Genomic DNA, 26,757 nt, shown 5'->3' on the forward strand with positions numbered 1-26,757 from the left:
TCAAATAAGTACAGTCTCTTCCGTATAACTCTTATCATACGATACAAAGCATTCGTCCGCAATGTGCTTGGCGTGTTTTCTTATATTTTTACCTTTTTCGTTAAAAAAATATGTTCATTAAAGTATATCCTTCATTAAATAATGTAAACGATCTACGCAAAAAAAGGAACCTTAAAAGGCTCCTTTTTTAAAAAATAGACGATATTCAATTAGGCATTTACTTTCGCTAATGGTCTTAATTCAGAAATAAACTGATTGAATTGCTCAATATTCATTTGCTGCGCAGAATCTGACAAAGCTACTTCCGGATCCGGATGAACTTCAGCCATAATACCGTCTGCCCCAATAGCAAGAGCAGCTTTTGCAGCAGGAATTAGAAGGTCTTTCCGGCCTGTTGAATGAGTGACATCAACTAATACAGGCAAATGTGTTTCCTGTTTTAAAATCGGAACTGCTGTAATGTCCAGCGTGTTTCTTGTAGCGCGTTCATACGTGCGAATTCCGCGTTCACAAAGAATGATTTGATCGTTACCTCGAGAAATAATGTATTCCGCAGCATTCATAAATTCTGATAACGTTGCAGAAAGACCGCGTTTTAACAATACAGGCTTGCGAACAGATCCTGCTGCTTTTAACAATTCAAAGTTTTGCATGTTCCGTGCCCCGATTTGGATGACATCGATGTAATCAAGGGCCACATCAATATCTTGAGGCGACACAATTTCACTAATAACTGCCATATCAAACTCATCAGCAATTCTTTTTAAAATTTTTAAGCCTTCAATACCTAAACCTTGGAAATCATATGGTGATGTTCTAGGTTTAAATGCACCGCCTCTTAGCAGCTTCAAGCCTTGTTTCTTCGCTGCTTCCGCAACAGCAGCTACTTGCTCATAGCTTTCTACCGCACAAGGACCGACAACAAAGTATTGGCTGCCATCCCCGATTTTTTCGCCTTTGACGTCAACGATTGTATTCTCTTTCTTTTTCTTTCTTGATACTAACAATGCTTTGCGATGATCGTCCTCTTGAAGCTCTAATGCCGCTTTAAATATTTCCTTAAAAATATGCTGTAAAGTGGAATCTTCAAATGGACCATTATTATGTTCTTTTATCAAATCGAGCATTTTTCGTTCACGGACAGGATCATATCGGTTAACTCCTTGCGCTTCTTTCGCTTTCCCAATTTCTTGAACAAGCTTGCCTCGCTCGTTAATTAATTTTAAAATTTGCAAATTGATTTCATCAACCCGTTCCCTAAGCGCTTCTAATTCTGTATTGCTCATTTTTTCCACCCTTTCACATCCGTCAAAATTTTAAGCATTTGATTTTAATTAGGGTTTATTATAAACCATATTCCTTGAAATGTCACTAAAAATTTCTTTATCGATTAAACGCTTTTAAGCGGTAAAGTGTTTATTTTTTTCAAAATATTTTCTTCAGTTCTTCACAAGTCATTTCCCAATGATCATCATGCCAGATAAAATTATTATACAATATTTGGGGGATTTATGTTTCATTTATATTATGTTTCAGTTATGGAATCGGACAATTCTTGTACATGTAAACTAAATGATTAGGGCTTTGGCAATCAGCAGCAAAAGCTTAAAATTCTTGAAAACCTTGCCGGCTGATGGACTTGTAACACTGTTCGAAAAATATTCCCCATGAAAATTTTCACGCTCTTTTCCTCTATTCGCTGCCTATTTTCCTGTAAACGAAAATCATCGGCTTGTTTGCCGATGATGATTGTCTTGCCAAACCTATGACTTTGTTTCTTTATTGTTTTCGCTTTGAAGCTCTTCATCTGAGGCTTGTGAAGTGTCAGTCAAATTTTCTGTTTTCTGACTTTGTTCGTCGTCAAGCTCGGTGTCAGCGGAATCTGAAGGATTTTCTTTTTCAGAAATTTCATTTTCATTGCTTCGTTCCTTTATTTTTTTTACCAAGCCCTCAGACTGCTCTTGGATTTTCTGTTGAATATTTTGTGATTTTTCTTTTGCCAAGCTGATAAACTGTACTCCTTTTTCATATGCTTCGCTTGTAATTTTTGATGTTTTTTCCTTCACTTTTCCCGCCTGATCATTAAAATTTTCGCGAAGCTCTTTTCCTGACTTTGGCGTAAGCAATAATGCGGAAGCTGCCCCAACAACAGCGCCTATAATAGAACCTATTATGAACCCTTTTTTATTCGTGCTTTTTTTTGACATGTTTGCGCCTCCTGTTTTTTAAGTAAAATTAATTAATCAGTTTGCTTCTTTGATCGTTTTCTCTGCTTTACTTTATCAATCAATTCCATCACAGCATTTGTCCACTGGATGGCTTGAGCAACTTTTTCTTCATTTTTTTCCAATTGTCCAGTTACACTCGCTGAAACTTTTTTCATAGACCGATTAAATTGTTGAATGGATGTTCCAATCTCTTTTACGGCATCCACCACTGAGTTGACCTTCTCAGATTTTTTCTGAATGTCTTCCGCCAATTGGTTTGTTTTATGAAGCAAATCTGTTGTTTCTTTTGTAATGCCCTCCACCTGCTTTTCAAGGCCCGCAAGTGTCCCGGCTACTTGATCGAGTGTAATGCGCAGAGATTTTAATGTTTTGGCTAAATAAACAACTAACACTGTAAAAGCTACGGCTATTAGCGCAATGCTTGCATATAATATGAATTCCAACTGCTGCACCTCCAAGTAAAACCAATAATACAATTCCCTAATTTTTCGGAATGCAAACATAAAATCTGCAATCATTTATCTATTCGACATTTTGTCAATTGAATCCTTTCGATCATATCAAAAATAGAACAAGTTTTAAATCCAATCAGGAAACGCTACAATATTATTGTATAACGAAAAAAAAGGAGGCCGGCAAGTTGAAAGATCCAAGAATCGAAAAATTGGCAAAAATTTTAATTCATTATTCATGCCAACTGCAAAAAGGCGAAAAAGTGCTTATTGAAAACTTTGGTCTTGAGAAGGAGCTTGTGATTGCTCTCATCCGCGAGGCTTACAAAGCTGGCGGGCATCCGTTTGTTTCCATTAAAGATCATCAAATAAACCGAGCTTTATTGCTTGGAGGACAAGAAGAACAATTCGAAATGATGGCTGATTTCGAAGCAAATGTCATGAAAGAAATGGACGCATACATAGGCCTCAGATCAGGCAAAAACATTAATGAATTTGCTGACGTTCCAGAAGAAAAAATGAAGCTGGAAGGCAGAACAATCGGGCAAAAGGTGCATCGTGAAATCCGCGTTCCGAAAACAAAATGGGTGGTTCTCAGATACCCGAATGAATCCATGGCACAGCTTGCAAAAATGAGCACAGAAGCGTTTGAAGACTTTTATTTTAATGTCTGCACTCTTGATTACGAAAAAATGGATAAAGCGATGGATGCGCTTGTTGAACTGATGAACAAAACTAACAAAGTACATATTAAAGGTCCTGGCACTGATTTGACTTTTTCAATCAAAGATATTCCTGCGATTAAATGTGCAGGACGCATGAATATTCCTGACGGTGAAGTATTTACAGCGCCTGTTAAAAATTCTGTGAACGGTACCATTACGTTTAATACGCCTTCTCCGTACCAAGGATTTACATTTGAAAATGTTCAGTTAACATTTAAAGACGGAAAAATCATTGATGCGTCAGCTAATGATACAAAACGATTAAACAGCATTTTGGATACAGATGAAGGAGCAAGATATATCGGTGAATTCGCCATCGGTGTCAATCCATACATCCTTCACCCGATGCAGGACATTCTGTTTGACGAAAAAATCGCTGGAAGCTTCCACTTTACGCCAGGGCAATGCTACGATGAGGCGTATAATGGCAATCATTCCAATATCCACTGGGATTTGGTCGCCATTCAGCGTCCGGAATATGGAGGCGGAGAAATTTATTTTGACGACGTATTGATCCGAAAAGACGGACTGTTTGTCATTCCGGAATTGGAGCAGCTAAATCCTGAGAATTTAAAATAGTGCATTCTTCGCTATAAAAACAAAACGACTGTAACATTTTTTGTTACAGTCGTTTTGTTTTAAACACACAGCTTTTCATAGGCATCTTGATATTTTTGAATATCTCCTGCACCCATGAATAAAATAACGCTGCTTTCATGCTTTTTCAAAACTTTAATGTTCGTCTCATCGATTAGCTCTGAATGTTCAATTTGCGCCTGCAAATCTTTTATCGTGAGGTTCCCTATGTTTTCACGGGCAGAGCCAAAAATTTCGCATAAGTATACTTTGTCGGCGCTTTTTAAACTATCCGCAAACTCATTAAGAAATGACTGTGTTCTTGAAAAGGTATGAGGCTGAAAAACAGCAACAATTTCCCGGTCAGGATATTTTTGCCGCGCAGCTTCAATTGTTGCTTTTATTTCCGTAGGATGATGGGCGTAATCGTCAATCAGCACTTGTCCTCCGAAATTTTTGGCGCTGAATCTTCTTTTTACGCCTTTAAACGTTTTGACGCGCTCCTGAATAACATCAATTCCAATATTTTCGTATTGGCATAACGTAATAACCGCCAGCGCATTTAGAACGTTGTGATCCCCGAATGCAGGAATTTCAAACGTGCCGTAAAACGTATTCCGAATATATACATCAAATACAGTTCCCGTTGTGCTTTTCACCACATTTCTCGCTTGAAAATCGTTTTCCTCATGAAAACCGTAATATAATACCGGAACTTTCGCTTGTATTTCCTGTAAACGCTCATCATCTCCGCAAGCGATAATTCCTTTTTTCACTTGTAAAGCCATTTGCTGAAAGGCTGAAAAAACATCATCCAGATCACGATAATAATCAGGGTGGTCAAAATCAATGTTCGTCATAATCGCATAATCCGGATGATAGGATAGAAAATGGCGCCGGTATTCACATGCTTCAAAGACAAAATATTTGCTGTTTTGAACTCCTTTTCCCGTTCCGTCTCCAATCAAGTATGAGGTAGGAAAAGCACCTTGCATAACATGAGACAGTAAACCGGTTGTAGATGTTTTACCGTGCACGCCAGTTACCGCTATGCTTGTGAATTTGTTCATCAATTCCCCTAAAAATTTGTGATAGCGGTAAACCGGCAATTGAAGTCTCTTTGCTTCTTCAATCTCCTCGTGTGTATCTGGAAAAGCATTACCAGCTATTACAGTTAAACCAGGGTGAATGTTATTTTTTGAAAAAGGAAATATTTGAATTCCCCGTTCCTCCAAGCCTTTTTGTGTAAAAATATATTTTTCAATATCAGATCCTTGTACATTTTCATTCATATCATGAAGGATTTGAGCTAAAGCACTCATCCCTGTTCCTTTTATGCCAACAAAATGATAAGCAGTCATATAAGAACCTCCAACAATCGTCTATCTGTAAAATAATATATGACGAATGACTAGTTTTGCAACTATAATATTTATTTCCTGCAAGCTTCATAACGCAATATTGTATACTTTTAGTGTTTCCTAATTGAAAGCAACGTATATCGTTTTAAATCGGCATTGCCAAAATCAGCCCAACATTTTAATAATATCATGTTCAGTACATCTCAACTACTCTCTTTTATTGTTTTCAATTGTTCTTCTGACACTAGCACGTCTCGCGGCTTGCTTCCTTTCGGCGGGGAAATGATCCCCTGCTCCTCCATTAAATCAATCAATCTGGCCGCTCTATTATAACCGATTCGAAAACGGCGTTGAAGGCTTGAAGCCGAAGCATGCCCCTGCTCTACAACAAACTCGCAGGCTTCATAAAAAAGATCATCTTCTTCTGCTTGGAAATTTGTTTTCGCAAGCAATTCCTCTTGTTTAAACAAATAATTGGGCGCCATCTGGTTTTTTACATGGTGAACGACGCGATCAATTTCATCATCAGAAACAAAAGTTCCTTGAACTCTTACCGGTTTTGCAGAACCGTTTTCTAAAAACAGCATGTCTCCTCTTCCTAGGAGTCTTTCTGCACCGGAAGTATCAAGAATCGTTCTTGAATCTATTTGCGATGATACGGAAAATGCTATTCTTGTAGGAATATTCGCCTTTATTAAACCGGTTATAACATCAACAGACGGTCTTTGTGTGGCAATTAATAAATGGATGCCGCAAGCTCTCGCTTTTTGGGCAATCCGGCAAATCGCCTCCTCCACATCGTTCGGCGAAACCATCATTAAATCAGCGAGCTCGTCAATCACAATCACGATGTACGGCAATCGTTTCTCCTTTTCCTTGTCGCCGACCCGTTCATTAAATTTCTCGATATCTCGAACGCCTACATGGGCAAATAATTCATACCTTCTTTCCATTTCATCTACCGCCCATTTCAGTGCAGCAGTAGCTGCTTTTACATCCGTAATAACAGGGCTGACGAGATGAGGTATGCGGTTATACGGTGCAAGCTCCACCATTTTTGGATCAATGAGGAGCATTTTCACATCATTTGGAGTTGCTTTATAGAGCAGGCTGACTAAAATCGTATTGATACAAACGCTTTTTCCTGACCCTGTAGCTCCCGCAATCAAACCATGCGGCATTTTTTTCAAATCCGTCACAATCGGCTCCCCTGAAATGCTGAGGCCCAGAGCAACCGTTAACGGAGAGCGGTTGGCTTGAAAAGCTTTCGACCGTAAAATCTCTCTTAAAAAAACCGTTTTGCTTTTCCGGTTTGGCACCTCAATCCCTATTGTGTTTTTCCCCGGTATCGGAGCCTCAATCCGGATGTCTTTTGCAGACAAGCTTAATTTAATATCGTCTATCAAGTTAGTTATCTTGCTCACTTTTACGCCGGGTTCAGGGTGAACCTCAAACCTCGTGACGGAAGGTCCTTGTGACACATTGACCACTTTTGCATTGACATGAAAATTTTGCAGCGTAAGATCGAGCAAATTCTTTTGCTTTTCTATCCACTGATCATCCGCTTCTTCCTCAAACGGCTGAACGTTCAGGAGGGTGAGCGGCGGAAACAAATAATTTTGCTGTTTTTCCTTTAATTCAAGCTTTCGTTTATCTTGTCCAAACATAATGACATTATATGGAATAATTGTCTTTTCGTTTTGATTTGAAAGCTTTCCTCTGGAAACAGGCTTTCGTCTGTCATCGGACTTTTTCTCTAAATGCTTTGGATCCGCTTCCTGTTTTAGGCTCGTCTCCTGTTTTGGACCTTCCTCCTGATTTAGATCTGTTCCTTGTTTTAGATCTGTCTCCTGTTTTAGATTCGTCCCCTGCTTTAGAACTGTCTCTTGTTTTAGATCCGTCTCCTGATTTAGACCTGTCCACTGTTTTAGATTCGTCTCTTGCTTTGATCCCGTCTCCTGGTTTAGATCCGTCCACTGTTTTAGATTCGTTTCTTGCTTTGATTCCATCTCCTGGTTTAGATCCGTCCGCTGTTTTAGATTCGTCTCTTGCTTTGATTCCGTCTCCTGGTTTAGACCTGTCCACTGTTTTAAATTCGTCTCTTGCTTTGATTCCATCTCCAGCTTTGAAGCCTCGACCGATTGAGCTTTCTCAGCTTCCCGCTGTTTATCCTCCGAAGGCGGTGCTGTTATTTCAAAATATGAATCCTCAGCTTCGTGATCTTGTGTTTTTGATATTTCTTTTTCATAATCGTTTTCATATTCTATCATTTCATTTATTTCTATTTCTTCTGCTGCAGCAAACTCCCTTTGCACTTCTTTTTGTTTTTCCAGATCATTGATGAAAATATCATGTACGTCTATGTCCGTCTGTTGCTGATATCGCTCTTCAATTTTTTTGAAAAATAAATCATCTCTATTCCTTGGTCCAAATCCAAAAATCGGTGAAGGGATTTCCGTTGGCTGAAAAGATTTTCTTTCCTTTTGTGCGCCTTGTGCACTATTCAGTCGAGACTGCTTGCGTTCAGAAGATGTTTTTGCTTTTGATTTTGCCGCATCCGCTGGGCGTCTCGTTTCTCGCAATGTTTCATCATCGGATATTAGCGGAAACCGAAAGTTTCCTTTCGGATATTGATATGTAACTCTAGCTTGCATCTCTAATCTATCGTCAGTTAATGATTGATCTTTTATTTTTTCAGTAGAATTGTTTTTATCTATCTTTCTTTCATATTCTTCTTCCTGATTATCGAAAAACAACCGCAACAGTTTTGACAACCAGCTCATCTATGATCACTCTTTCATTCATACTAATCTCATCCTATATTTTATCAATAAAAATACTTTTTGGAAGTTTAAAAAGCAATGACAAACATTAATATTATATTGCTAAAATCACAGATTTAAAAATAAATAAGACTCCCAGTATAAACAAGGAGTTTATTCTTTATTTTTTATATTTTCGATATACATAATTCGTTCAATCAGAGGCGGATGATCGTAACGTAAAAATTTCACTATTTTCGGCGGATTTATTTCGCTGCGGCTAAATTTCGCCAAATGTTGAAATGTTTTTACAGCCGCTTCCTCGTTTTTTGTCATTTCAATTGCATATAAATCCGCCTGTTTCTCTTGATACCTTGATACTATGCCGGATATAGGGCTTGAAGCGAACGATAACATCCCCAGCAGCAAAAGAAATAGAGGAAGCGACGACAATTCACGTATAGATTGAATGTTCAGCCTTTTTCCCCATCGATTTGTACAAAAAATCATTAACCGATGAATGATATATAAACCTGCCAAGGAAAGAAGCAAATACCCGGCTATTCCGATATAGATGTGCTTCATCACATAATGTCCCATCTCATGAGCCATAATGAATAATATTTCATCTTCGCTTAATTTATTTAACGTCGTATCCCACAAAACGATTCTCGAATTTGATCCTATTCCTGTCACATAGGCGTTCAACGCATTTGTTTTGGTGGACATATCCACTTCATACACATGCTCCGCGGGAATATCTGCTTTGGAAGCTAGCTGTAAAATTTCTTCCTCCAGCTTTTTATTTTTCAACGGGTAAAAATCGTTGTACAGCGGATCAATGATTACCGGCTGAATAAACATTATAAACAATGTGAATGGTATCGATGCAAACCATGCCCAAAGCCACCAGCGCTTTTCAAATTTTCGAATAATGATGTATAGAAACGTGACGACAACCGCCATTAAAACATAATTCACAAGAAAATCGGTCACTTCATCCTTCAGCCACGAGTTCAACGTCTGGGTCGAGATTTGAAAATCCTTTGACAGTTTGTAGTTCAGCCAGCTGACAGGTAATGTTAGTAAAGTGACAAGCAATGACAGCCAAAAATAGTATAAAGCTGTTTGGACTATAAAAAAACGGGATGCTGTTTCCGCCCATTGCTGAAATGTTTTTGAAATCCCAAAGCTTAGCACAATAAAAAAGATGATCCACTCTAACGGAATGGATATGAAAAATACCAAATTTTTCAATTGCGAATAATTTTCTGACAGCTGCAGCTCCTCTGCCGTTAAAAACGTTTTCGGATCAGCAGCAGTACCTTCAATTCCCTTCGGCAGCTCATAACCCGTCCAGAAGAATAAATAGAAGTATAAAACCAAACCGTAAACTGCATATAATAAAATGATCGTTAGAAGACTCTTTTTCAAGCCGAATACCCCCTTGAGCTTAACTCCCTCCTTTAGTAGTTTAGATAAAAAAACATCGTAATAGAACTGCTTTTCCAAAATATTTAGAAAAAGAAGCTGTAAAAAGATAAAACGGCAATTGAACAAATAACTACAAAAAAGACGTTGGCTCCGAAATAAGCAGCAATGAACGCTGTAAATGCACCGACTGCTCCAAACAGGAAATCCTCGTGAATAAAAAAGACCGAGGGCACGATCAATGCACCTAATGTTGCATATGGTACATTTTTTAATACATTTTGCCAAAACGGAGGGAGATGTAATTGACTGAAAATAACAAAAGGAAGCATTCGCGGTATGTATGTCACAATGCCCATTCCGATAATCAACCAAAATATTTGGCTATTCATCTTGCTGCACCTCTAATTTTCTAAAGATACATTCCACAACAACGGAGGAAAATAAGGACGACAATGCAATAGACCAGCCTATAGACAGCCGTCCGGTCGTCAATAAAACGGAATTTATCACTGCAGATAATAAAGCTAGTACGATAATTTTCCGATGTTTTTTTAATGAAGGAACCAATAAGCCGATGAATAGGGCATATAGAGCAATTCCCATGCTTTCCTGTAAGAAAGCGGGCAAATTTTCTCCAACTATATAACCGATTCCAGAATTGATCACCCAGCTGCTATATGCCATCAAGCATAGTCCAAACATATATGGTGCTGTGACCATTTCCTGTCTGACAGCCGCAACTGCATATGTTTCATCTGTTACACCAAAGCCGTACAGAGCTTTTATCCAAATGGAGTCTTTCTCCACTTTCTCATTTAATGATGCTGACATAAGGAAATGGCGGATGTTTACAATGAAAGTTGTCATAATAATTTCCCAAGCACCAACATGCGCAGCAATTAGGCTTAATGACATATATTGAGCCGCTCCTGCAAAAACGATTGCGCTCATCATCACCGTTTCCGCAATCGAAAGTCCCGTTCTTTCAGCAAGAAGGCCGAAAGCGATGGCAACGGGGAAATAGCCGATGGCAATGCTGATTCCTGCTTGAATGCCTTGGATTAATTCCGATTTATATTTTGCCAATGCTGTCGAATGCAATCGGAATCACCTCCATTTCTAGTTTTCCGGATAATAAATGATCACATAATATTTAACTTTTTGATCCGTTATATTTTTATAATCATGCTTTTTGTCCGCTGCAAATCGGATCGCTTCCCCTTCGCGAACAACATAAGAACATCCATCAATTACAATTTCTAAAGCTCCCTTTTGAATGATCAAAATTTCTTGCACCCCGCGCGCATGTTCATCCGATTGATGGACATGTCCAGGCTCTAAATGTGCTTCAAACACCTCAAACGGCTTGCCGATTTCAAACGTAAACATCGGGTATACTTTATACCTTTCATCATCATCAGATATAGCCGGTATGTTTGATAAAGATATTTTTTGAACGCTTGGCGCCTCCTCCTTCATCAAAGCGGAAAATGATACATGAAGTCCGTTCGCTATTTTCCACAGCGTGGTAACAGTCGGATTCGCTTCCCCTCTTTCAATTTGTGCCAGAATCGCTTTGGAAACACCTGTCTTTTCAGACACCTTGTCAAGGCTTAGCGCCATCCTTTTTCGGATTTTACAAAAATTTTCCCCAATAATTTGCTGAATCGGCTTCATGTTTTCCTCCTTTTTTATGTTTTGTTTATTATATCATACATTTGTTTTATATATTGAACAAAATTGCATTTAAAAACCTCTCCCCTGAATGGAAAGAGGTGAATATCAGCTTAAGAGCACCCGGTCAGATACTGCATCTTGAATTTTGGCAAATTCGTCCATTAATTTCGGAATGGTCAGTTTTACTTTTTCTTCAGCAGATGCCTCAAAAATGATTTTTCCGCGATTCATCATCAGCAATCTGTTTCCTAGATCAATCGCCTGCTGCATATTATGTGTAATCATAATCGTTGTTAAATTATATTCTTCAATAAATTTTTTCGTAAGCGACAGGACGACCTCTGCGCGTGCGGGATCTAATGCGGCTGTATGCTCATCAAGCAATAATATTTTCGGTTTCGTAAATGTTGCCATCAAAAGCGACAACGCCTGTCTTTCCCCGCCTGACAGCAATCCTACTTTCGCATTTAAACGGTTTTCTAATCCAAGCCCTAAAAGCGACAGCTGCTCCTTAAAATAATTTTTCCGCTTATTCGTTACACCTCTGGCCAAAGTTCGTTTATGAACACGGCCGTAAGCGATCGCCAAATTTTCTTCAATAGTCAACGTCGGCGATGTGCCTGACAACGGATTTTGAAACACTCTGCCGATATATTTTGATCGTTTATGCTCAGGAAGTGTTGTTATATTTACGCCGTCAAGCCAGACTTCCCCCTCATCGGGAAACAGCTTTCCAGCTATGATGTTCAGCAAAGTCGATTTCCCTGCGCCGTTGCTTCCAATAATCGTAATAAAATCGCCTTTTTCGACCTCTAAATGAATTCCATCTAAGGCGATTTTTTCATCCAATGACCCTTCGTTAAACACTTTATGAATGTGTTTTAGCTGAAGCAACTTGTTCACCCCGCTTTCTAGCCAATTTTCTTTTTTTCTCACGCCGTTTTTCTAAATATCGCGGGATGATTAACGCCAAAATGACGATACAAGCTGTAATTAATTTTATATCGCCTGTTTCAAAAAAGTTAAATCTAAATGCAAAGGCGACTATGAAACGATAAATGACAGCACCGATTATAACAGCTAAGGTAGCCCGAACAATCGTCTTGCTGCCGACAATTGCCTCTCCAATAATAACGGAAGCAAGCCCGATCACAATCATTCCAATTCCCATATTGGCATCGCTGAAGCCATTATATTGGGCGACAAGCGCACCTGACAGAGCAACCAAACCATTTGACAATCCTAATCCTAATACTTTAAGAAAGTTTGTATTCGCCGAAAAACTTTTAATCATTTCTTCGTTATCTCCGACAGCTCTTATAGCAAGTCCGATTTCCGTTTTTAAGAAGTAATCAAGGATGAGCTTTAAAAAAGCGACCAATAACACCATTGAAATGATGACTGACCATGTGGTCGGGGAAAAAGAAATGACGCTCTTAACGGCTTGATCGATCGGTGCCAGCGCATCGGCCAGCTTTGAGAAAAGCGTTTCCTCCTGTAAAAGCGAAACATTCGATTTTCCCATAATTCGCAAATTAATGGAATAAAGAGCGATCATCATTAATATACCGGATAACAACGGATTAATTTTCCCATACGAATGCAAAATTCCCGTTAAGATCCCAGCTAGAAAGCCGACAATCATTCCGGCAATCGTCGCCATAACAGGATGAGCTCCGTCTATGATCATGACGGCTGCGACGGCAGCTCCAGTAACGAAGCTACCGTCAACCGTTAAATCTGGAAAATCTAATATTCTAAAAGATAAATAGACTCCGAGAGCCATTATTGCGTAAATAAGTCCCGCCTCAAGTGAGCCATATACTGCTGTCAGCATGTAAACACCCTTCCAAATTACTCAATAAACTCTGCTTCTTTGCTCCACTCGTCTAAAATCTTAACGTTCATCTCAGCTGCTGCTTTTTTATTAATAAGAAGCTTTAAGTTTTGCGGATATTGAACAGGCAGTTCAGACGGCTTTTTCCCTTCTGTTAAAATTTTTGCAGCCATTTCTCCTGCTTCATAGCCAATGTCATAATATTCAAATCCGTACGCAGCAAAACCGCCTTTTTTGACTGAATCTAATTCACCGACAAACAGCGGGATATCGTTTTCATTTGCAACGGAAATGACCGAATCAAGCGCAGAAACAACGGTATTGTCAGTGATAATGTAAAAACAATCGACTTTGCCGACAAGAGATTCAGCAGCTTGTTTCACTTCAGCTGAAGTAGAAACAGAAGCTTCGACAATTTTCAAATCCGTTCCTTCTGTCGCTTTTTTAACAAGGTCAATTTGTGCAACAGAGTTTTGTTCGCCTGAATTATAGATCATTCCTATTCTTTTGCCATCTAAATATTGATCAATAAATTTCACCGTTTTCGGTATGGCATCAGGATGGGTATCAGTTGTTCCTGTTACATTCCCTCCTGGATTTTCCATCTCTTTCACAAGCCCGGCGCCGACAGGATCTGTTACGGATGTAAATACAATTGGAATATCCTTTGTAGCATTTGCTGCAGCAAGTGCACTAGGCGTTGCATTCGCAAAAATTAAATCGACGTTATCTCCGACGAAGTTATTCGCAATCGTTTGGGTATTCGATTGATCCCCTTGAGCGTTTTGAATATCATAATCTACATTTAACCCTTTATCTTTAATTGCTTGTTGAAATCCCTTCAATGCCTCATCCAGCGACGGGTGCGCTACAAATTGAGTGATACCAATTTTAAATGTTTCTTTCTTTCCTTCTTCACTATTGCTTTCGCTGCTGGACCCTTTGCTGCTTCCACAACCTGACAGCACGAGGAGCGCCATCAAAAAAATTCCTCCGATTGCTCCTATCCTAGTTTTCAAAATTTTCTTCCCCCTTTTTTACTTTTATGCTTTAAATTATAACAATATATTTTTGATTTTCAATTATTTTCTGACGAATTTTCCAAAAAAATAAGGATGCCAACATACTGCATCCTTACAGAAAATGGAACACTATTCTATCAAAATGAAGTTTGGAAGTAGCTTTAAGTTTATGAAATGTTCGGCAAAAGGCTGTCCCATAATTTTGCTAATATAATTTCTCTTTAATCAATATGTAACGACAACCCTGTTTTAGCCAGCTTGATCGATCCATTAAAAATCGTTTTAGCTTCTTCTATCAATTCTTCATGATTGCCTTTATGAGGCAAATGAGTCAGCAAAAGCTCTTTTACATTTGCTTCCTTAGCAATTGTCGCAGCTTCGTGGGAATTCATATGCCCAAACTTTTTGCCGTCTTCATTCGCATACATATTGCATTCGCATATAAGCAAGTCCGCATTTTGGCTGAATGGAATGAATTCATTTTTAAAGCTTGAATCTGCCGTGTATACAACCGTTTTATGTCCTGAAGTAAATCTCATGGCAAAACAGTCAACAGGATGATCTGTTTTTAAAAATGTAATCGTAAACGGACCGATCGAAATCGATTGATCAGGATCGTATGAAATTCCTTTTGTCACACTCAAATGTGTGAGTCTGTCAAATTCTTTTGTATCAAGGCTATGTCCGTAAATGGGCAAAATTTTGTTTGATTTTTGCAGCATGCCGGTAATTTGTCTTGCATATTGCAGCGGTCCAATATCTGCAATATGATCATGATGATAATGAGAAAGGATCACAGCATCTAAATCTGAAAGTGATACAAAATTTTGCAGTTGTGATAATACAGCACTTCCGCAATCAACTAACAGGTTAAACCCCTTTTCCTGAAATAAATAGCCTGATGTAGCCTCATTCGCTTCTGGATAGCCTCCCCAGAACCCTACAACTGTTACTTTCATCACCCTAATCCTCCTCAATAAGAAAAAATGTTTTAAAACAGTATTGACATTTTTCATTCTGTTATAATACAATGTTAATAACAACAGCACGGGGGGATAAAAAATGTTAGGACAAAAAATCACTGAATTTTTTAGAAACTTGCCAAGAAAAAAATGTATTGAATGCGGAAAAGAAATTGAAGAACAGCACGAATGCTACGGGAACAAATGCAATCATTGCTTACATGTAAAATAAATTTATTCAGGCAATTCTAAAAAGAATTGCCTGAATATTTTTTCTCTTCTCTTAACCTGTACTAATACACATTGTAATTGGCTAGCTTTGAAGAATCCCTTACAATTAATGTAAGAGGCAAAAGATGCACCTCTCTCTCTTTATACCGTCTCGTTTTTATTTTTTCCATCATCACTTCCATTGCTAAATGACCCATTTCTTTCACCGGCTGATTAACCGTCGTAATCATAGGCTCCATCAGTTCAGTTATAGCCTGATTGTCAAACCCGACGACCGCTAATTCTTCCGGGACACGGACGCCAAGTCTCTTTGACTCAGAAATCATCCCGGCTGCCACTTCATCAGAACCTGTGAAGACTGCCGTTGGAGCTTCAACCATCTCCATCATTTTCCTCAAGACATCTTTTCCGTCTTCAAATGTAAATACATTTCGGAAAATATATTGCTCAGGAAGGTACAATCCGGCTTCACGAAGTGCTTTTCGAAAACCTTCTTCCCTAGCTCTCGAAACATTACTGTTTACATTTCCGCAGCAAAAAGCAATTTTATTGTATCCTTGATCGATTAAATGCTTAGTTGCAACATACCCTCCGTAGTTTTGATCCATATGAATCATCGGGACATTTGCCTGTTCATCGAATTCGTTGCATAAAATAATCGGACCGTATTCTAAAAACGGCTCAACAGCCTCCCAGCCATTTAGCAATGTCGTCATAATCACTCCATCTACTTGTTTCGTTTTTAACAAGTTTAAATAGTCTAATTCTTTTTTTGCTGAATATAACGTTTGACAAACAATCAATTGATAATGGTATTGAGACGCAACGATTTCCAGCGATTCAACAAATTGTCCAAAAAACGGGTTCATAACCCTAGGAATAATGACAGCAATAATTTCAGTTTTTTGATTTCTTAAACTTCTAGCTGAAGAATTAGGTACATACCCTAATTGCTTCATTGCTTCTAGCACTAACTGTTTTTTTTCCTCCGATACGTAAGGCTGATTATTTATCACCCTTGAGACTGTCGTTTTCGATAAACCAGCCAGTTTTGCCACATCTTCAATTGTAGCCACTTTCATTCCTCCAAAAACTTTGGGATCCCTTGATTTTCTTTTGATTATAGATCAATGGTCAACAGATGTGCAATGAATTTTTTATATCTTTCCAGATCGCTTTTTCTAAAAAAACAGAAATGCTAACTTGTTCAACAAATATATATTTTCTTCAATTTGAATTGTCGGACTTTAAACAATGGGAACCAACCAAGGCGTTTTAAAGATCAGAAGTCGGAAGCGTCAAAACTTGCTAAAATGGATGCCTCCTCTGAAAAATAAGAGACAAGCCTGCCTTTTAAGCTTGTCCCAAATGTAAAAATTGAAGAACATCTTTCACCGCTTTTTTACCTTGATCAATGCAGTCCGGGATCCCCAATCCTTCAAAAGAAGCACCCGTTAAATATATTCCGGGGTATTTTTGCCCCATAATACTTTTTATATTTCTTATGTTGTCAAGGTGTCCGACAATGTATTGTGGCATTGCTTCCCTCAATCTTGTAACAATAGAAAAAATCGGTTCTCCTTTTACCGGCATCAATCGATTTAAGTCATCCAAAACGGTTTGAATGATCACATCATCCGGCTGGTCAACAACCGCTTCATCTCCTGCTTTTCCAACATACGCTCTTAGCAGCGTTTTGCCCTTCGGAGCAGTATGCGGCCATTTTTTGTTGGTCCATGTACAAGCAGTAATCGTATAGCCGCTGTTTCTCGAAACAACAAACCCCGTTCCATCTGCGGGCAGCTGAACAGCTTCTTCCGGAAAAGCCATTGCAACGGTTGCAACAGATGTTGAAGGCATTTTTTTGAAATAAGCGAGTGTTTGCTGCTCATTCGGAAACATAGAGGGAATAGCATCATGCTGAGCGGTAATGACTATCGCATCCGCCTTGTCAACAGTTCCGTCAGATAATTCCAAATGGTAGAGATCATCTTCCTTTTTAATCTCCGAAACTTTTATTCCTTTTTTCACTACCGTATGATCCAATTGGCGTTCTATAGCTTCAACAATCGATTGCAAACCAGTTGAAACGGTTTGAAAAATCCCTTTATGTTGCTCCTGTTGTTGTTTTTGTTTAGACTTTTGCGCCTGCTTGGCCATTCCTAAAATTAAACTGCGATGCTTTTGTTCAATTTCATAAAAGTGCGGAAAGATTGCTAATAAACTTAAATTATAAATATCTCCTGCATAAATCCCGGAAAGAAGCGGTTCAATCAAATTTTCAACCACTTCGCTGCCGAGCCTGCGTCCAAAAAATCCGCCTAATGACTGATCTCCGTCCACTTTTTTCTTCGGCAGGAAAAGGTCAAACGAAGCCCGCAGCTTGCCAGTTAACGAAAACAAACCGGAGGTGGCGAAAGAAGCAATATTTGTTGGCACGCCCATAACCGCTCCTTTCGGGATCGGATGGAGCTTGTCGCCGACAAGGACAAAAGATTGCCCCACGTCATTGTTCACCAAATAATCTCCGAGCCCTACGTCCTTTGCAAGCTGCGTAGCGCTTTTTTTTCGCTCCAAAAAGGAATCCGGACCTCTTTCAATGATAAATCCGTCCCTTTTTATCGTTTCTATTTTTCCTCCTAATCGCGGCTTCGCTTCAATCAGCACAACATCTATTGGAAGATGATTTTTTTTAATTTCTGACTGCAAGTAGAACGCAACTGAAAGCCCAGTTATTCCCCCGCCAACAATTGCTACCTTTTTTCTTCCCATAAAATCTCCTTCTTATTTTGACATTCCTAAGTGTTTTAACACGACTGTAGCTAAACAATCGATGAATTCAGGTTTTGCATTCGGCATTTCTGGACGATAATAAGCTGCTCCAAGCTCGTCTGTTACTGCCTTGCACTCGACATCGTTATCGTATAGAACTTCCAAGTGATCAGCCACAAAACCTACTGGAGCATAAACAAACGTCCGGTATCCTTTTTGTTCAAACAGATCTCTTGTTAAATCTTGAACATCTGGTCCGAGCCACGGCTCCGGAGTATTGCCTTCACTTTGCCAGCCAACAGCAAAATGCTGCACTCCGGCTTCTTTTGCAATTAATTCAGCTGTTTCTTGTAATTGATCTGGGTAAGGATCCCCTAATTGAACAATTTTTTCCGGCAGACTGTGTGCTGAAACAATTAATACAGCTTTTTCCCGTTCTTCTTCAGTCATTTTCGCGTACGTTTCTTTTATTTGTTTAGCCCAATATTCAATAAATTTCGGTTCTTTATACCAGCTTTCGATAGACGTGATGGAAGGCCCTCCGAGTTTTTTTGCAATTTCCTTTGCCCTGCCGTTGTACGACTTAATGCTGAAGGTCGAATAGTGCGGAGCTAAAACGATGCTGACCGCCTCAGTGATTCCATCTTTATTCATTTGTTCAACTGCATCTTCAATAAACGGCTCAATATGTTTTAATCCTAAATACATATGGAATTCTATTTCATTTTGAATGTGATTTAAATGCTTTTCTAAGCCTTTCGCTTGTTCTTCTGTTATTTTAGCAAGAGGAGAAATGCCTCCAATCGCCTTATATCGTTCTTTTAAATCTTCCAGACTTTCTGGATCAGGCTTTCTTCCATGGCGAATGTGGGTGTAATAGCGTTCAATATCCTCTTCTTTATATGGTGTACCATATGCCATCACTAACAAACCCATTTTTTTCTTCGACATTACGTGCACCTCCAAAATTCAAGTTGATCATTTATTTCGATCTATTTTTGCGTATAATCATGAATAAATTCCGTTAATTTTTTTAATGTTTCCGGTTTTACTTGTGGAAAGACGCCATGTCCAAGATTAAAAATAAAACCTGGCTGTTTCATTCCTTCATCTAAAATAGCCTCTACCCGTTCTTTTACAAAATCCCACGGCGCAAGCAAAACTGCCGGATCAAGATTTCCCTGCAATGTTTTGGAAATCCCCATTTCTCTGGCAGCAGAAATCGACAGACGCCAATCTAAACCGATCACGTCTAAAGGCAAATCATTCCATTCTTCTACTAAATGTCCTGCACCCACTCCAAACATAATAAGCGGCGCCTCTTTTTCCTTTAATTCCGAAAAGATGCGGTTCATCACCGGCTTAATATAATATCGATAATCAGAAGCATTTAATGCTCCGACCCATGAATCAAAAATTTGCACCGCTTTAACCCCTGCGTCAATTTGCGCTTTCACGTAAGCAATGGTCATATCGGCAAGCTTTTCCATTAAAAGAAACCAAGCTTCTGGTTCAGCATACATGAATGCCTTTGTTTTGTTATAATTTTTGGAAGGGCCTCCCTCAATCATGTAGCTGGCAAGTGTGAATGGTGCTCCGGCAAATCCAATCAACGGAACGTTCAGTTGCTCATTGACTAAAAGCTTAATCGTATCTAAAACATATGGAACATCTTCCTCAGGATGAATTTCACCAAGTTTTTTTACATCCTCCAGCGACCTGATCGGATTTTCAATAACAGGCCCTGTTCCCGCTTTAATTTCAACTTGAACTCCAAGGGCAGGCAGCGGCGTCATAATATCTTTATATAAAATTGCGGCATCAACCCCGTACTGCTCGACAGGAAGTCTAGTGACATATGCACAAAGCTCTGGTTGATGAGTAATTTCAAATAAGCTGTATTTTTCTTTTAACGCCCGGTATTCAGGCTGGGATCTCCCGGCTTGCCTCATATACCAAACAGGAACATAGTCCGCCGCTTCGCCTCTGCACGCTTTTAAAAAAGTATCATTAAAGCTTTTCTTCCTATCCATGTAAATCCCCCTTTAAAAACGATTCCTTTCTAATACTCTTTTTAAACTATACCTCTTCCCGTGCCCGATTGTATAGGAATATAAGGGAAATGTCATAAAATCGACGAAAGATCTTTCCAGCATTTTGTTATTCCCAGCGCGGGCTGACAAAATCAGTACCTTCCCCTTCCTGATGGGTTTGCGGATTATAAGGGACAACTTGATAAAAATGCTCTGAAAAAATGTTAATATACGGTATTTCATATTCTCCTTTTCCCTTTACAGATCCGACCAATTTCTTGCTTTCTCCGCTTCGTTCATAAATTCGGTATACGACCCGGTCATCATCTTGGGCAGGCCATTTTAATGTCACTTTAAATAATTGAAGTGCGTGAAATTGATATGTGGCGGAAAGCGAAGGGATTCGTGAAAGCCTGATTGGTTTTTCTAAATCTTTCGCTTTTTTCGGAATCGTAAAGGATGTTTTTTCCTCAAATTTCAAACCGCTTAAAATATTTTTAAACATTTTCGTTGGATAATCGCTCCCACCCTTTAAAAAATGTTCTTCATCTGTCCGGTCATATCCGATCCACACTGCCCCCGTCACGTCAGGAGTATATCCGACAAACCATGCATCCATCACGGCGCCCTTTTTTCCAGGAAATGATGTCGTACCCGTTTTTCCAGCTAAAGCTCCTTCATATTGTCCCGCTTTGGCAGTTCCTTCTTTAACAACCTGCTCCAGCATCCTCGTCATATTCCACGAGGTTTGCGGAGAAAAAACTTGATATTTTTGTTTTTTTACTTCTGCCACTACATCGCCGTTGGCATTCACAATTTTTTGTATGAAATACGGCTTGCTGTATTGGCCATTATTGGCAAAAGTTCTGTATGCATTTGCCAAATCAAACGGCGACACGCCGTACTTTAGTCCTCCTAAAGCAATCGCCAGTCCTTTATCCTCAATATAAATCCCGTTTTTCTCTAAATACTCTTTGCTTTTATCGATTCCAAGCTTATCGAGCACCCATACAGAAGGAGCATTTTTTGAATGGATTAGCGCATCATACATGGTTACATGTCCGTCATAACGTCCATCGTAATTGCTTGGAGAGTATCCTTTATAATCCAATTTCTCATCTTTTAGAAGAGAATAAGGCTGAAAAAGTCCTTCCTCCATTGCCGGAGCATACACAGCTATCGGCTTAAACGTTGACCCCGGCTGGCGCTTCGCTGTCAATCGATTAAATCCTTTGGAAACATAATTTCGTCCGCCGATCGCAGCAAGCACACCGCCTGTTTTATTATCTAATAAAATAAAAGCGCCTTGAGCATCATCTTTCGTACCTTGAAAATAAGCCTTTTCTTTAAAAACTTTGAATGCTTTTTCCTGAACATCGATATTGATCGGAACGGTAATTTTATATCCGCCTTTTAGGAGTTCTTCATTTGAAAGATGATACTTATTTTCCGCTTCCTCAAATACCATGTCAATATAGGCGGACAGCCAAGGCTTATCTTCCGTTTTATGAATATTCAGACCTAATGTTTTCCCCTGGCTTCTGACAGCTTGCTCCGGAGAAATATAGTTTTCGCGCTCCATTAAGGTTAATATCGCATTTCTTCTTTCTAAGCTTTTTTCTGGGTGCAAAATCGGAGAATAGGCTGCTGGAGCCTTCGGCAGGCCGGCTAGCAGCGCCCCTTCTTCAATAGTCAGTTCAGAGGCATCTTTATTGAAAAAAAATTTTGATGCAGACTGGATGCCGTATACGCCATGTCCAAAATAGATTTGATTCAAATACATCTCTAAAATTTTTCTTTTGCTATATTTCTGTTCAAGATAAATGGCAATGATAGCTTCTGTCATTTTTCTCAAAACCGTTTTATCGTTTGTTAAAAAAACATTTTTGGCGAGCTGTTGGGTGATTGTACTGCCGCCCTCTACTTTTTTGAAAGCAGCAATGTCCTTGAACAGCGCCCTTGAAACTGCCCGAAAATCAATGCCGTGATGCTCATAAAACCTTTTATCTTCAACAGCGATGAAAGCATTTTGTACATGCTTCGGAACTTTATCAATATCGATGATCTCTCTGTTTTCTAAATATAATTTCGTAATGGGCCGTCCTTCTTGATCGATCAAAGAGGTCGCAGAATGCAAAACAAGCTTTTTTTCATCCACAACGATAGCGCCTATCCAAATCATGGCAAAGTATGCGATAATACTTAACACAGCAGCAGCTAAAACGATTCCCGAGATCATCTTTATTTTTTTCAACAATGTTTTCACCTCTGTTTAACTCCCATAATTAGTATTGTATAATTTTGGATACAGTATGTAACATGTTTAACTTTTTTTTCAAATTGTCAAGTGATTTTCGTGCGAGGTGACTGTTATGAATGTTTATATAGCTTTCGGCACTATTGAATATTTAAGCAAAATCAAAAAAAATAATCTAGCAGAATGCATGTTATTCATGCATGACGGTGAAAGCGCCGTCCTTATGCATGAAACAAAAGGAACAACAATTTTTAAAGAACCCAAAAAATATAAAATTATTGATAAAAGAGGAAGTATCTGCAGCGATGGAGGGTTTGCCGTGTTTACCTATATATCTGTTACAGATGAAGGAAAACCTCTATTTGAACAGCAATTTAAAGAGCTATCTCGATTCATTGAAAGCCATTCGGGCTTTGTTGCCTTAAGAGTTCTCCGCCCTCTTTTCAAAAACACTTATATCATTTTCACTTTATGGGAGACAGAACAAGATTTTAACAAATGGGAGCAAAACGAAGCTTTTGCTAACCACTTTAAAAAAGCTTTAGGGATGAGCGATAAACTCATTTTTCCTTCTCCACCCCGAGTAAAGAAATATTATATTGTAAAAGATGAGAAGGAATGATTTAAAATGGAAAGAGAGAAGAATGGATCAAAACATGCAAAAATCGTTGAAACGGCTAAATACATCAAGCCTCATTTAATTTTAAAAAATAAAGGGGAGAGGCGGAAAATATGACTTTATTATCAGTAGATCAGATTACCGGCGGGTACACAAATAAGCCTGTTTTAAAAAATGTTTCATTCACTGTAAACGAAAATGAAATGGTCGGTTTAATTGGATTAAACGGTGCGGGGAAAAGCACAACGATCAAGCACATCATCGGTCTGATGGAGCCAAGTGACGGGACTATTAAAATCAACGGCAAAACATTTCAAGAAGATCCGGTGCAATATCGAAAGCAATTTAGTTTTGTTCCTGAAACCCCTATTTTATACGAAGAAATGACGCTATTTGAGCATTTGCAATTGATGGCTATGGCGCACGGGATCAGCGAAGAGACATTTAACGAGCGGCTCGATCCTCTTTTAAAAACATTTCGAATGGAAAAGCAGTTGAAATGGTTTCCGGCACATTTTTCTAAAGGGATGAAACAAAAGGTCATGATTATGTGCGCTTTTTTAGTTCAGCCATCCCTTTACATAATTGATGAACCGTTTGTCGGGCTGGATCCGTTAGCCATTCACGCCCTGCTTGATCTCATGAATCAGGCGAAAAAACAAGGTGCTGGCATTTTAATGTCAACCCACATTTTAGCAAATGCAGAACGGTTTTGTGACACTTTTGTGATTTTGCACAACGGAACCGTCCGGGCTCAAGGAACTAAACTTGAGCTGCAGGAGCAATTCAATATGCCTGGTGCAACATTGGACGATCTTTATATTCGGCTGACAAAGGAGCAAGACGATGAGATCAATCAATGATATTTGGCCTGCCCGTTTGGCAGCACATATAAAAGAAACACAAACATACTTGCGTTATATGCTGAACGATCATCTGCTTTTAGTGATTATGTTTTTATTAGGCGGAGGAGCCTATGCGTATCAGCAATGGCTTGACCAACTCCCACCTCATTTTCCATCAGCATTCTTAATGGCACTCTTGTTAGCATTAACGGTAACTTTTTCGCAAGTACGCACGTTGTTAAAAGAACCTGACATCATCTTTTTACTGCCTATGGAAAAAGGATTAAACCATTATTTTCAGCGTGCTTTTATATACAGCTATATCCTTCAGACTGTCCAAATGATCGTATGCCTAACCATTCTTGCACCTTTATATTTTCAAAGCGGTGAAGGTGAAGGCATCAACTATTTATTCCTTATCTTCCAGCTTACGGTTATTAAATATTGGAATTTGTGGATTCAATGGAAAATGACGCATTTTCCGGAGCGGTTATCCCAGATAATGGATAAGTTTGTCCGATATGCTGTCAATTTCACGGTAATTTATTTGGCTGTTAAGGAAAGCATGCTGTCCCTGTTTATTTACGGCATGATGGCATTGGTAACCATTTATTTCTTCAAGATAACGAGGAACAAAACGCTGCAGTGGGAATTTTTAATTTTGCAGGAAAATCGCAAATTGCAATCATTTTATAGATTGGCCAATATGTTTACTGATGTGCCGAAACTGAAGGCTGAAGCAAAAAGACGGAAATGGATGGACTGGATTTTGTCTTTCATCCCTTACAAGCAATCAAATGTATTTTTATATATGTTTTCCAGATCCTTCATTCGTTCAGGAGATTATTTCGGATTGTTTATCCGCTTATTGATGATCGGCGTTATTGTCAGCATCTTTTTGCCTTTGTCACTTGTATCTTGCATCATTTTGCCGGCAGCTGTTCTCTTCCTAACCGGAATTCAATTAACGAGCTTATACAAGCATTATGATGCTCTTTTTATCGCTGACTTATATCCAGTTCCACAAAATATAAAGAAAAAAAGCTTTTTACGCCTTCTTTTTACCATTCTTTTCATTGAGCTAGCCGTTCTTACCATTGTTTTATTAACGCAAACGAATATTTTATTTGTCGGCGTCCAGCTGGCAATCAATGCGTTATTTGCATATATTTTTGTTTATATGTACTTTTCGGGAAAGTTTTTGGCACGATAAAGGAATGGAACGGAAGAATCTTCTTGGACATCTGTTTTTTATCGTTTTTCATGGACGGTTTGAATAAACTTTATGGCATTTAAGGAAGCGTCCTAATTTATTTTCAACAGGAAGCTCTTTTTCATTTGGACCGTGAGGAAAAGCGTTCATTTTCCAAGCAACCTGTTTTGGCAGATGGCTGCGAATGCTAAAAACATTTCACAAAGCCAAATTTCCCTTACGGAGCCGGATTGTTTTTTTTAAGAGCGAGCGTTTTTTTTGACTTAACGCTTTTTGCTTATGCCGCCAATTTAAAAAAAATTCATGACAATGCTGAGAGCTTCCCGAGGCGTTAAACGCCTTTTCATATTTATCATCAAAAAACGCTCAATTTTTTTATTTTACACAACCACTAGCATTGCAGTAATTAAATCTGATGATTCAAAATACTAAGAATGTTCAATTTTTTATTGATTTCGAAACAAAAAAATCCTTTACAATGGAAGTACAGGTGGTTCCTGTCCAAATCCAATCGTAAAGGATAACCATTATGGACAAGAATACACTAATTTCATCATTTGGTAAATGGGTTTCACCCATAAATATTCAAAAACTTAGCGAACAAGTCAAAGAATTGAAACAGGACTATTACACAAAAAAGCTGACAACAGAAGCCTATATTAAACTTTTATTGGTAGCCCAGCTGCTCGAATTTAAGAGCTTAGAGGAAATGAGTGATGCACTTGTAGACGAAGATCTTCAAAAAGCACTCGGATTTGAATCGATAAGTGCCTCTCAGCTATCCCGAAAAAACAATCAGATCCACCCACTAATTCTTGCAAATTTGTTCTTGGATCTTGTTTGGAAAATTCAACGGCACCATTATCAAAACGGAAAGAATATGCCACTGAAAATCATTGATTCAAGTACACTCCCGTTGAATTTGACCCATTATAAATGGGCAAAATTCCGTAAAACAAAAGCTGGTGTAAAGCTACACTTACGGCTCGTTTTCATGGATAAAGACACCGTCTATCCTGAAAAAGCAGTGATTACGACAGCAAAAGAACATGACCGAAATCAACTCGAAGTCCTAGTGGATGATCAAGAAGCCATGTATGTGTTTGACCGCGGTTATGTGGACTATGAACGTTTTGACCGGATGACAGATGATGGCTATTTCTTCGTTTCAAGACTGAAGAAAAACGCAGTCATTCGTGAAGTCTATACATTTTCACTTCCTGATGATTGTCACGTTCTATCCGATAAAATGGTCTACATTGGTACCACACAAAATCGTACTGAAAATGTCTTTCGTCTACTAGAAGTTATGGACACAAAAGGGAACTTACTTCGTTTCATCACCAACCGATTTGATTTAAAACCAGAAGAGATAAGTGATATTTACCGATCTCGCTGGGCTATTGAACTCTTTTTCAAATGGCTCAAGCAACACGTAGAAATTAAGCACTTTTATGGAATGAGTGAAACAGCTATTCAAAATCAAATTTTCTTAGCCCTGATCACGTATTGCTTACATGTTCTCATTCAATTGGAGATGAAAAGTAAGAAATCCCTACTTCGAATTACTCGTTGGTTAAAGAGAGCTCTGTGGAAACCAGCTTATGTTTGGTTGCGAAAATTTGATGGGCGAGCCAGTCCATAATCTCCCTTTTGTCGTTGTCGCTCTGGTTTAACTGTATATATTTACCAAATGGGCAGTGCCACCTTTCTTTAGGTTTTGTCTTTTTGGCACAAATTCACAAAAATTA

General features: G+C 38.8%; 24 protein-coding genes. 6 read left to right on the forward strand and 18 right to left on the reverse strand.

The genetic code is table 11. The features are described 5' to 3' along the window. Positions 1–209: 209 nt before the first annotated feature. The 3 genes from NSQ71_RS14260 to NSQ71_RS14270 form a co-directional block, all read right to left on the reverse strand. The gene (locus NSQ71_RS14260) at positions 210–1,286 is read right to left on the reverse strand and encodes a bifunctional 3-deoxy-7-phosphoheptulonate synthase/chorismate mutase (protein WP_063387336.1); all 1,077 of its coding nucleotides are present in this window, start codon (positions 1,284–1,286) and stop codon (positions 210–212) included. A gap of 477 nt (positions 1,287–1,763) precedes the next feature. Then, positions 1,764–2,207 carry a YtxH domain-containing protein gene (locus NSQ71_RS14265; RefSeq protein ID WP_063387335.1) on the reverse strand — a complete coding sequence of 148 codons (444 nt, stop codon included), beginning with the start codon at positions 2,205–2,207 and terminating at the stop codon, positions 1,764–1,766. Positions 2,208–2,239: 32 nt separating this feature from the next. Next, a complete protein-coding gene (locus NSQ71_RS14270; RefSeq protein WP_063387334.1) occupies positions 2,240–2,671 on the reverse strand; it encodes a DUF948 domain-containing protein in 432 nt (143 codons plus the stop codon). Positions 2,672–2,868: 197 nt separating this feature from the next. On the opposite strand from NSQ71_RS14270, the gene NSQ71_RS14275 reads away from it, so the two are divergent. Next, positions 2,869–3,984: an aminopeptidase gene (locus NSQ71_RS14275; protein WP_340734139.1), complete on the forward strand. Its 1,116-nt coding sequence runs from the start codon at positions 2,869–2,871 to the stop codon at positions 3,982–3,984. A 59-nt stretch (positions 3,985–4,043) separates the two neighbouring features. On the opposite strand, the gene murC is transcribed toward NSQ71_RS14275, so the two are convergent. The 10 genes from murC to NSQ71_RS14325 form a co-directional block, all read right to left on the reverse strand. Further along, complete coding sequence (gene murC / locus NSQ71_RS14280; RefSeq protein WP_063387332.1) at positions 4,044–5,342, reverse strand: UDP-N-acetylmuramate--L-alanine ligase; 1,299 nt, start codon at positions 5,340–5,342, stop codon at positions 4,044–4,046. 203 nt (positions 5,343–5,545) lie between these two features. Further along, positions 5,546–8,125: a DNA translocase FtsK gene (locus NSQ71_RS14285; protein ID WP_340734140.1), complete on the reverse strand. Its 2,580-nt coding sequence runs from the start codon at positions 8,123–8,125 to the stop codon at positions 5,546–5,548. 153 nt (positions 8,126–8,278) lie between these two features. Continuing rightward, positions 8,279–9,538: a M48 family metallopeptidase gene (locus NSQ71_RS14290; RefSeq protein WP_063387330.1), complete on the reverse strand. Its 1,260-nt coding sequence runs from the start codon at positions 9,536–9,538 to the stop codon at positions 8,279–8,281. An 83-nt stretch (positions 9,539–9,621) separates the two neighbouring features. Beyond that, the gene (locus tag NSQ71_RS14295; protein WP_094244638.1) at positions 9,622–9,927 is read right to left on the reverse strand and encodes an AzlD domain-containing protein; all 306 of its coding nucleotides are present in this window, start codon (positions 9,925–9,927) and stop codon (positions 9,622–9,624) included. Next, positions 9,920–10,639: an AzlC family ABC transporter permease gene (locus NSQ71_RS14300; protein ID WP_094244637.1), complete on the reverse strand. Its 720-nt coding sequence runs from the start codon at positions 10,637–10,639 to the stop codon at positions 9,920–9,922. Before NSQ71_RS14300 ends, NSQ71_RS14295 begins: the two co-directional genes overlap by 8 nt. Before the next feature lie 18 nt (positions 10,640–10,657). Further along, the gene (locus NSQ71_RS14305) at positions 10,658–11,215 is read right to left on the reverse strand and encodes a helix-turn-helix domain-containing protein (RefSeq protein WP_339193237.1); all 558 of its coding nucleotides are present in this window, start codon (positions 11,213–11,215) and stop codon (positions 10,658–10,660) included. A 105-nt stretch (positions 11,216–11,320) separates the two neighbouring features. After that, positions 11,321–12,109, reverse strand: a complete 789-nt coding sequence (locus tag NSQ71_RS14310) for an ABC transporter ATP-binding protein (RefSeq protein WP_063387326.1) — start codon at positions 12,107–12,109, stop codon at positions 11,321–11,323. Further along, the gene (locus tag NSQ71_RS14315) at positions 12,084–13,052 is read right to left on the reverse strand and encodes an ABC transporter permease (protein WP_339210262.1); all 969 of its coding nucleotides are present in this window, start codon (positions 13,050–13,052) and stop codon (positions 12,084–12,086) included. The genes NSQ71_RS14310 and NSQ71_RS14315 overlap by 26 nt, the downstream gene beginning before the upstream one ends. A 17-nt stretch (positions 13,053–13,069) precedes the next feature. Next, positions 13,070–14,032, reverse strand: coding sequence for an ABC transporter substrate-binding protein (locus NSQ71_RS14320; RefSeq protein ID WP_063387481.1), 963 nt, complete (start codon positions 14,030–14,032; stop codon positions 13,070–13,072). Between the two features lie 263 nt (positions 14,033–14,295). After that, entirely contained in the window at positions 14,296–15,033 is a 738-nt protein-coding gene (locus tag NSQ71_RS14325; RefSeq protein WP_066248904.1) for an MBL fold metallo-hydrolase, read from the reverse strand. Between the two features lie 103 nt (positions 15,034–15,136). Between NSQ71_RS14325 and yhfH the strand changes: the two genes are divergently transcribed. Beyond that, positions 15,137–15,268, forward strand: a complete 132-nt coding sequence (gene yhfH / locus NSQ71_RS14330) for a protein YhfH (RefSeq protein WP_065095529.1) — start codon at positions 15,137–15,139, stop codon at positions 15,266–15,268. 61 nt (positions 15,269–15,329) lie between these two features. On the opposite strand, the gene NSQ71_RS14335 is transcribed toward yhfH, so the two are convergent. The 5 genes from NSQ71_RS14335 to NSQ71_RS14355 all read right to left on the reverse strand — a co-directional run bounded on the left by NSQ71_RS14335 (position 15,330) and on the right by NSQ71_RS14355 (position 22,311). Further along, on the reverse strand, positions 15,330–16,343 hold the full coding sequence (locus NSQ71_RS14335; RefSeq protein WP_339197135.1) for a LacI family DNA-binding transcriptional regulator: 1,014 nt from the start codon (positions 16,341–16,343) through the stop codon (positions 15,330–15,332). Between the two features lie 277 nt (positions 16,344–16,620). Then, complete coding sequence (gene hemY / locus NSQ71_RS14340; protein ID WP_094244633.1) at positions 16,621–18,039, reverse strand: protoporphyrinogen oxidase; 1,419 nt, start codon at positions 18,037–18,039, stop codon at positions 16,621–16,623. Between the two features lie 12 nt (positions 18,040–18,051). Beyond that, positions 18,052–18,990 carry a ferrochelatase gene (gene hemH, locus NSQ71_RS14345; protein WP_063387321.1) on the reverse strand — a complete coding sequence of 313 codons (939 nt, stop codon included), beginning with the start codon at positions 18,988–18,990 and terminating at the stop codon, positions 18,052–18,054. Between the two features lie 41 nt (positions 18,991–19,031). Then, positions 19,032–20,072, reverse strand: coding sequence for a uroporphyrinogen decarboxylase (hemE, locus tag NSQ71_RS14350; protein ID WP_339210263.1), 1,041 nt, complete (start codon positions 20,070–20,072; stop codon positions 19,032–19,034). Between the two features lie 127 nt (positions 20,073–20,199). After that, positions 20,200–22,311: a transglycosylase domain-containing protein gene (locus NSQ71_RS14355; RefSeq protein ID WP_339211643.1), complete on the reverse strand. Its 2,112-nt coding sequence runs from the start codon at positions 22,309–22,311 to the stop codon at positions 20,200–20,202. A 133-nt stretch (positions 22,312–22,444) separates the two neighbouring features. Between NSQ71_RS14355 and NSQ71_RS14360 the strand changes: the two genes are divergently transcribed. From NSQ71_RS14360 to NSQ71_RS14375, 4 genes are all read left to right on the forward strand, one after another. After that, positions 22,445–22,951: an antibiotic biosynthesis monooxygenase family protein gene (locus NSQ71_RS14360; protein WP_339210265.1), complete on the forward strand. Its 507-nt coding sequence runs from the start codon at positions 22,445–22,447 to the stop codon at positions 22,949–22,951. A gap of 110 nt (positions 22,952–23,061) precedes the next feature. Further along, the gene (locus NSQ71_RS14365; protein ID WP_063387318.1) at positions 23,062–23,811 is read left to right on the forward strand and encodes an ABC transporter ATP-binding protein; all 750 of its coding nucleotides are present in this window, start codon (positions 23,062–23,064) and stop codon (positions 23,809–23,811) included. Then, a complete protein-coding gene (locus tag NSQ71_RS14370) occupies positions 23,795–25,006 on the forward strand; it encodes an ABC transporter permease (RefSeq protein WP_340734141.1) in 1,212 nt (403 codons plus the stop codon). The genes NSQ71_RS14365 and NSQ71_RS14370 overlap by 17 nt, the downstream gene beginning before the upstream one ends. Positions 25,007–25,535: 529 nt before the next feature. Continuing rightward, positions 25,536–26,651, forward strand: a complete 1,116-nt coding sequence (locus NSQ71_RS14375; protein WP_339194386.1) for an IS4 family transposase — start codon at positions 25,536–25,538, stop codon at positions 26,649–26,651. Positions 26,652–26,757 lie beyond the last annotated feature (106 nt).

Origin of the sequence: Aeribacillus sp. FSL M8-0235 (genome assembly GCF_038000355.1) — a bacterium.
GTDB lineage: Bacteria > Bacillota > Bacilli > Bacillales > Aeribacillaceae > Aeribacillus > Aeribacillus composti.

Coding starts and splice junctions, on each gene's coding strand:
- murC (WP_063387332.1), bottom strand. CDS start 5,342: ATGACTGCTTATCATTTTGTTGGCATAAAAGGAACAGGGATGAGTGCT.
- NSQ71_RS14320 (WP_063387481.1), bottom strand. CDS start 14,032: ATGGCGCTCCTCGTGCTGTCAGGTTGTGGAAGCAGCAAAGGGTCCAGC.
- hemY (WP_094244633.1), bottom strand. CDS start 18,039: ATGGGAAGAAAAAAGGTAGCAATTGTTGGCGGGGGAATAACTGGGCTT.
- NSQ71_RS14305 (WP_339193237.1), bottom strand. CDS start 11,215: ATGAAGCCGATTCAGCAAATTATTGGGGAAAATTTTTGTAAAATCCGA.
- NSQ71_RS14325 (WP_066248904.1), bottom strand. CDS start 15,033: ATGAAAGTAACAGTTGTAGGGTTCTGGGGAGGCTATCCAGAAGCGAAT.
- NSQ71_RS14315 (WP_339210262.1), bottom strand. CDS start 13,052: ATGCTGACAGCAGTATATGGCTCACTTGAGGCGGGACTTATTTACGCA.
- NSQ71_RS14375 (WP_339194386.1), top strand. CDS start 25,536: ATGGACAAGAATACACTAATTTCATCATTTGGTAAATGGGTTTCACCC.
- NSQ71_RS14295 (WP_094244638.1), bottom strand. CDS start 9,927: ATGAATAGCCAAATATTTTGGTTGATTATCGGAATGGGCATTGTGACA.
- NSQ71_RS14355 (WP_339211643.1), bottom strand. CDS start 22,311: ATGATCTCGGGAATCGTTTTAGCTGCTGCTGTGTTAAGTATTATCGCA.
- NSQ71_RS14370 (WP_340734141.1), top strand. CDS start 23,795: ATGAGATCAATCAATGATATTTGGCCTGCCCGTTTGGCAGCACATATA.
- yhfH (WP_065095529.1), top strand. CDS start 15,137: ATGTTAGGACAAAAAATCACTGAATTTTTTAGAAACTTGCCAAGAAAA.
- NSQ71_RS14260 (WP_063387336.1), bottom strand. CDS start 1,286: ATGAGCAATACAGAATTAGAAGCGCTTAGGGAACGGGTTGATGAAATC.
- hemH (WP_063387321.1), bottom strand. CDS start 18,990: ATGTCGAAGAAAAAAATGGGTTTGTTAGTGATGGCATATGGTACACCA.
- NSQ71_RS14360 (WP_339210265.1), top strand. CDS start 22,445: ATGAATGTTTATATAGCTTTCGGCACTATTGAATATTTAAGCAAAATC.
- NSQ71_RS14365 (WP_063387318.1), top strand. CDS start 23,062: ATGACTTTATTATCAGTAGATCAGATTACCGGCGGGTACACAAATAAG.
- NSQ71_RS14285 (WP_340734140.1), bottom strand. CDS start 8,125: ATGAGCTGGTTGTCAAAACTGTTGCGGTTGTTTTTCGATAATCAGGAA.
- NSQ71_RS14265 (WP_063387335.1), bottom strand. CDS start 2,207: ATGTCAAAAAAAAGCACGAATAAAAAAGGGTTCATAATAGGTTCTATT.
- hemE (WP_339210263.1), bottom strand. CDS start 20,072: ATGGATAGGAAGAAAAGCTTTAATGATACTTTTTTAAAAGCGTGCAGA.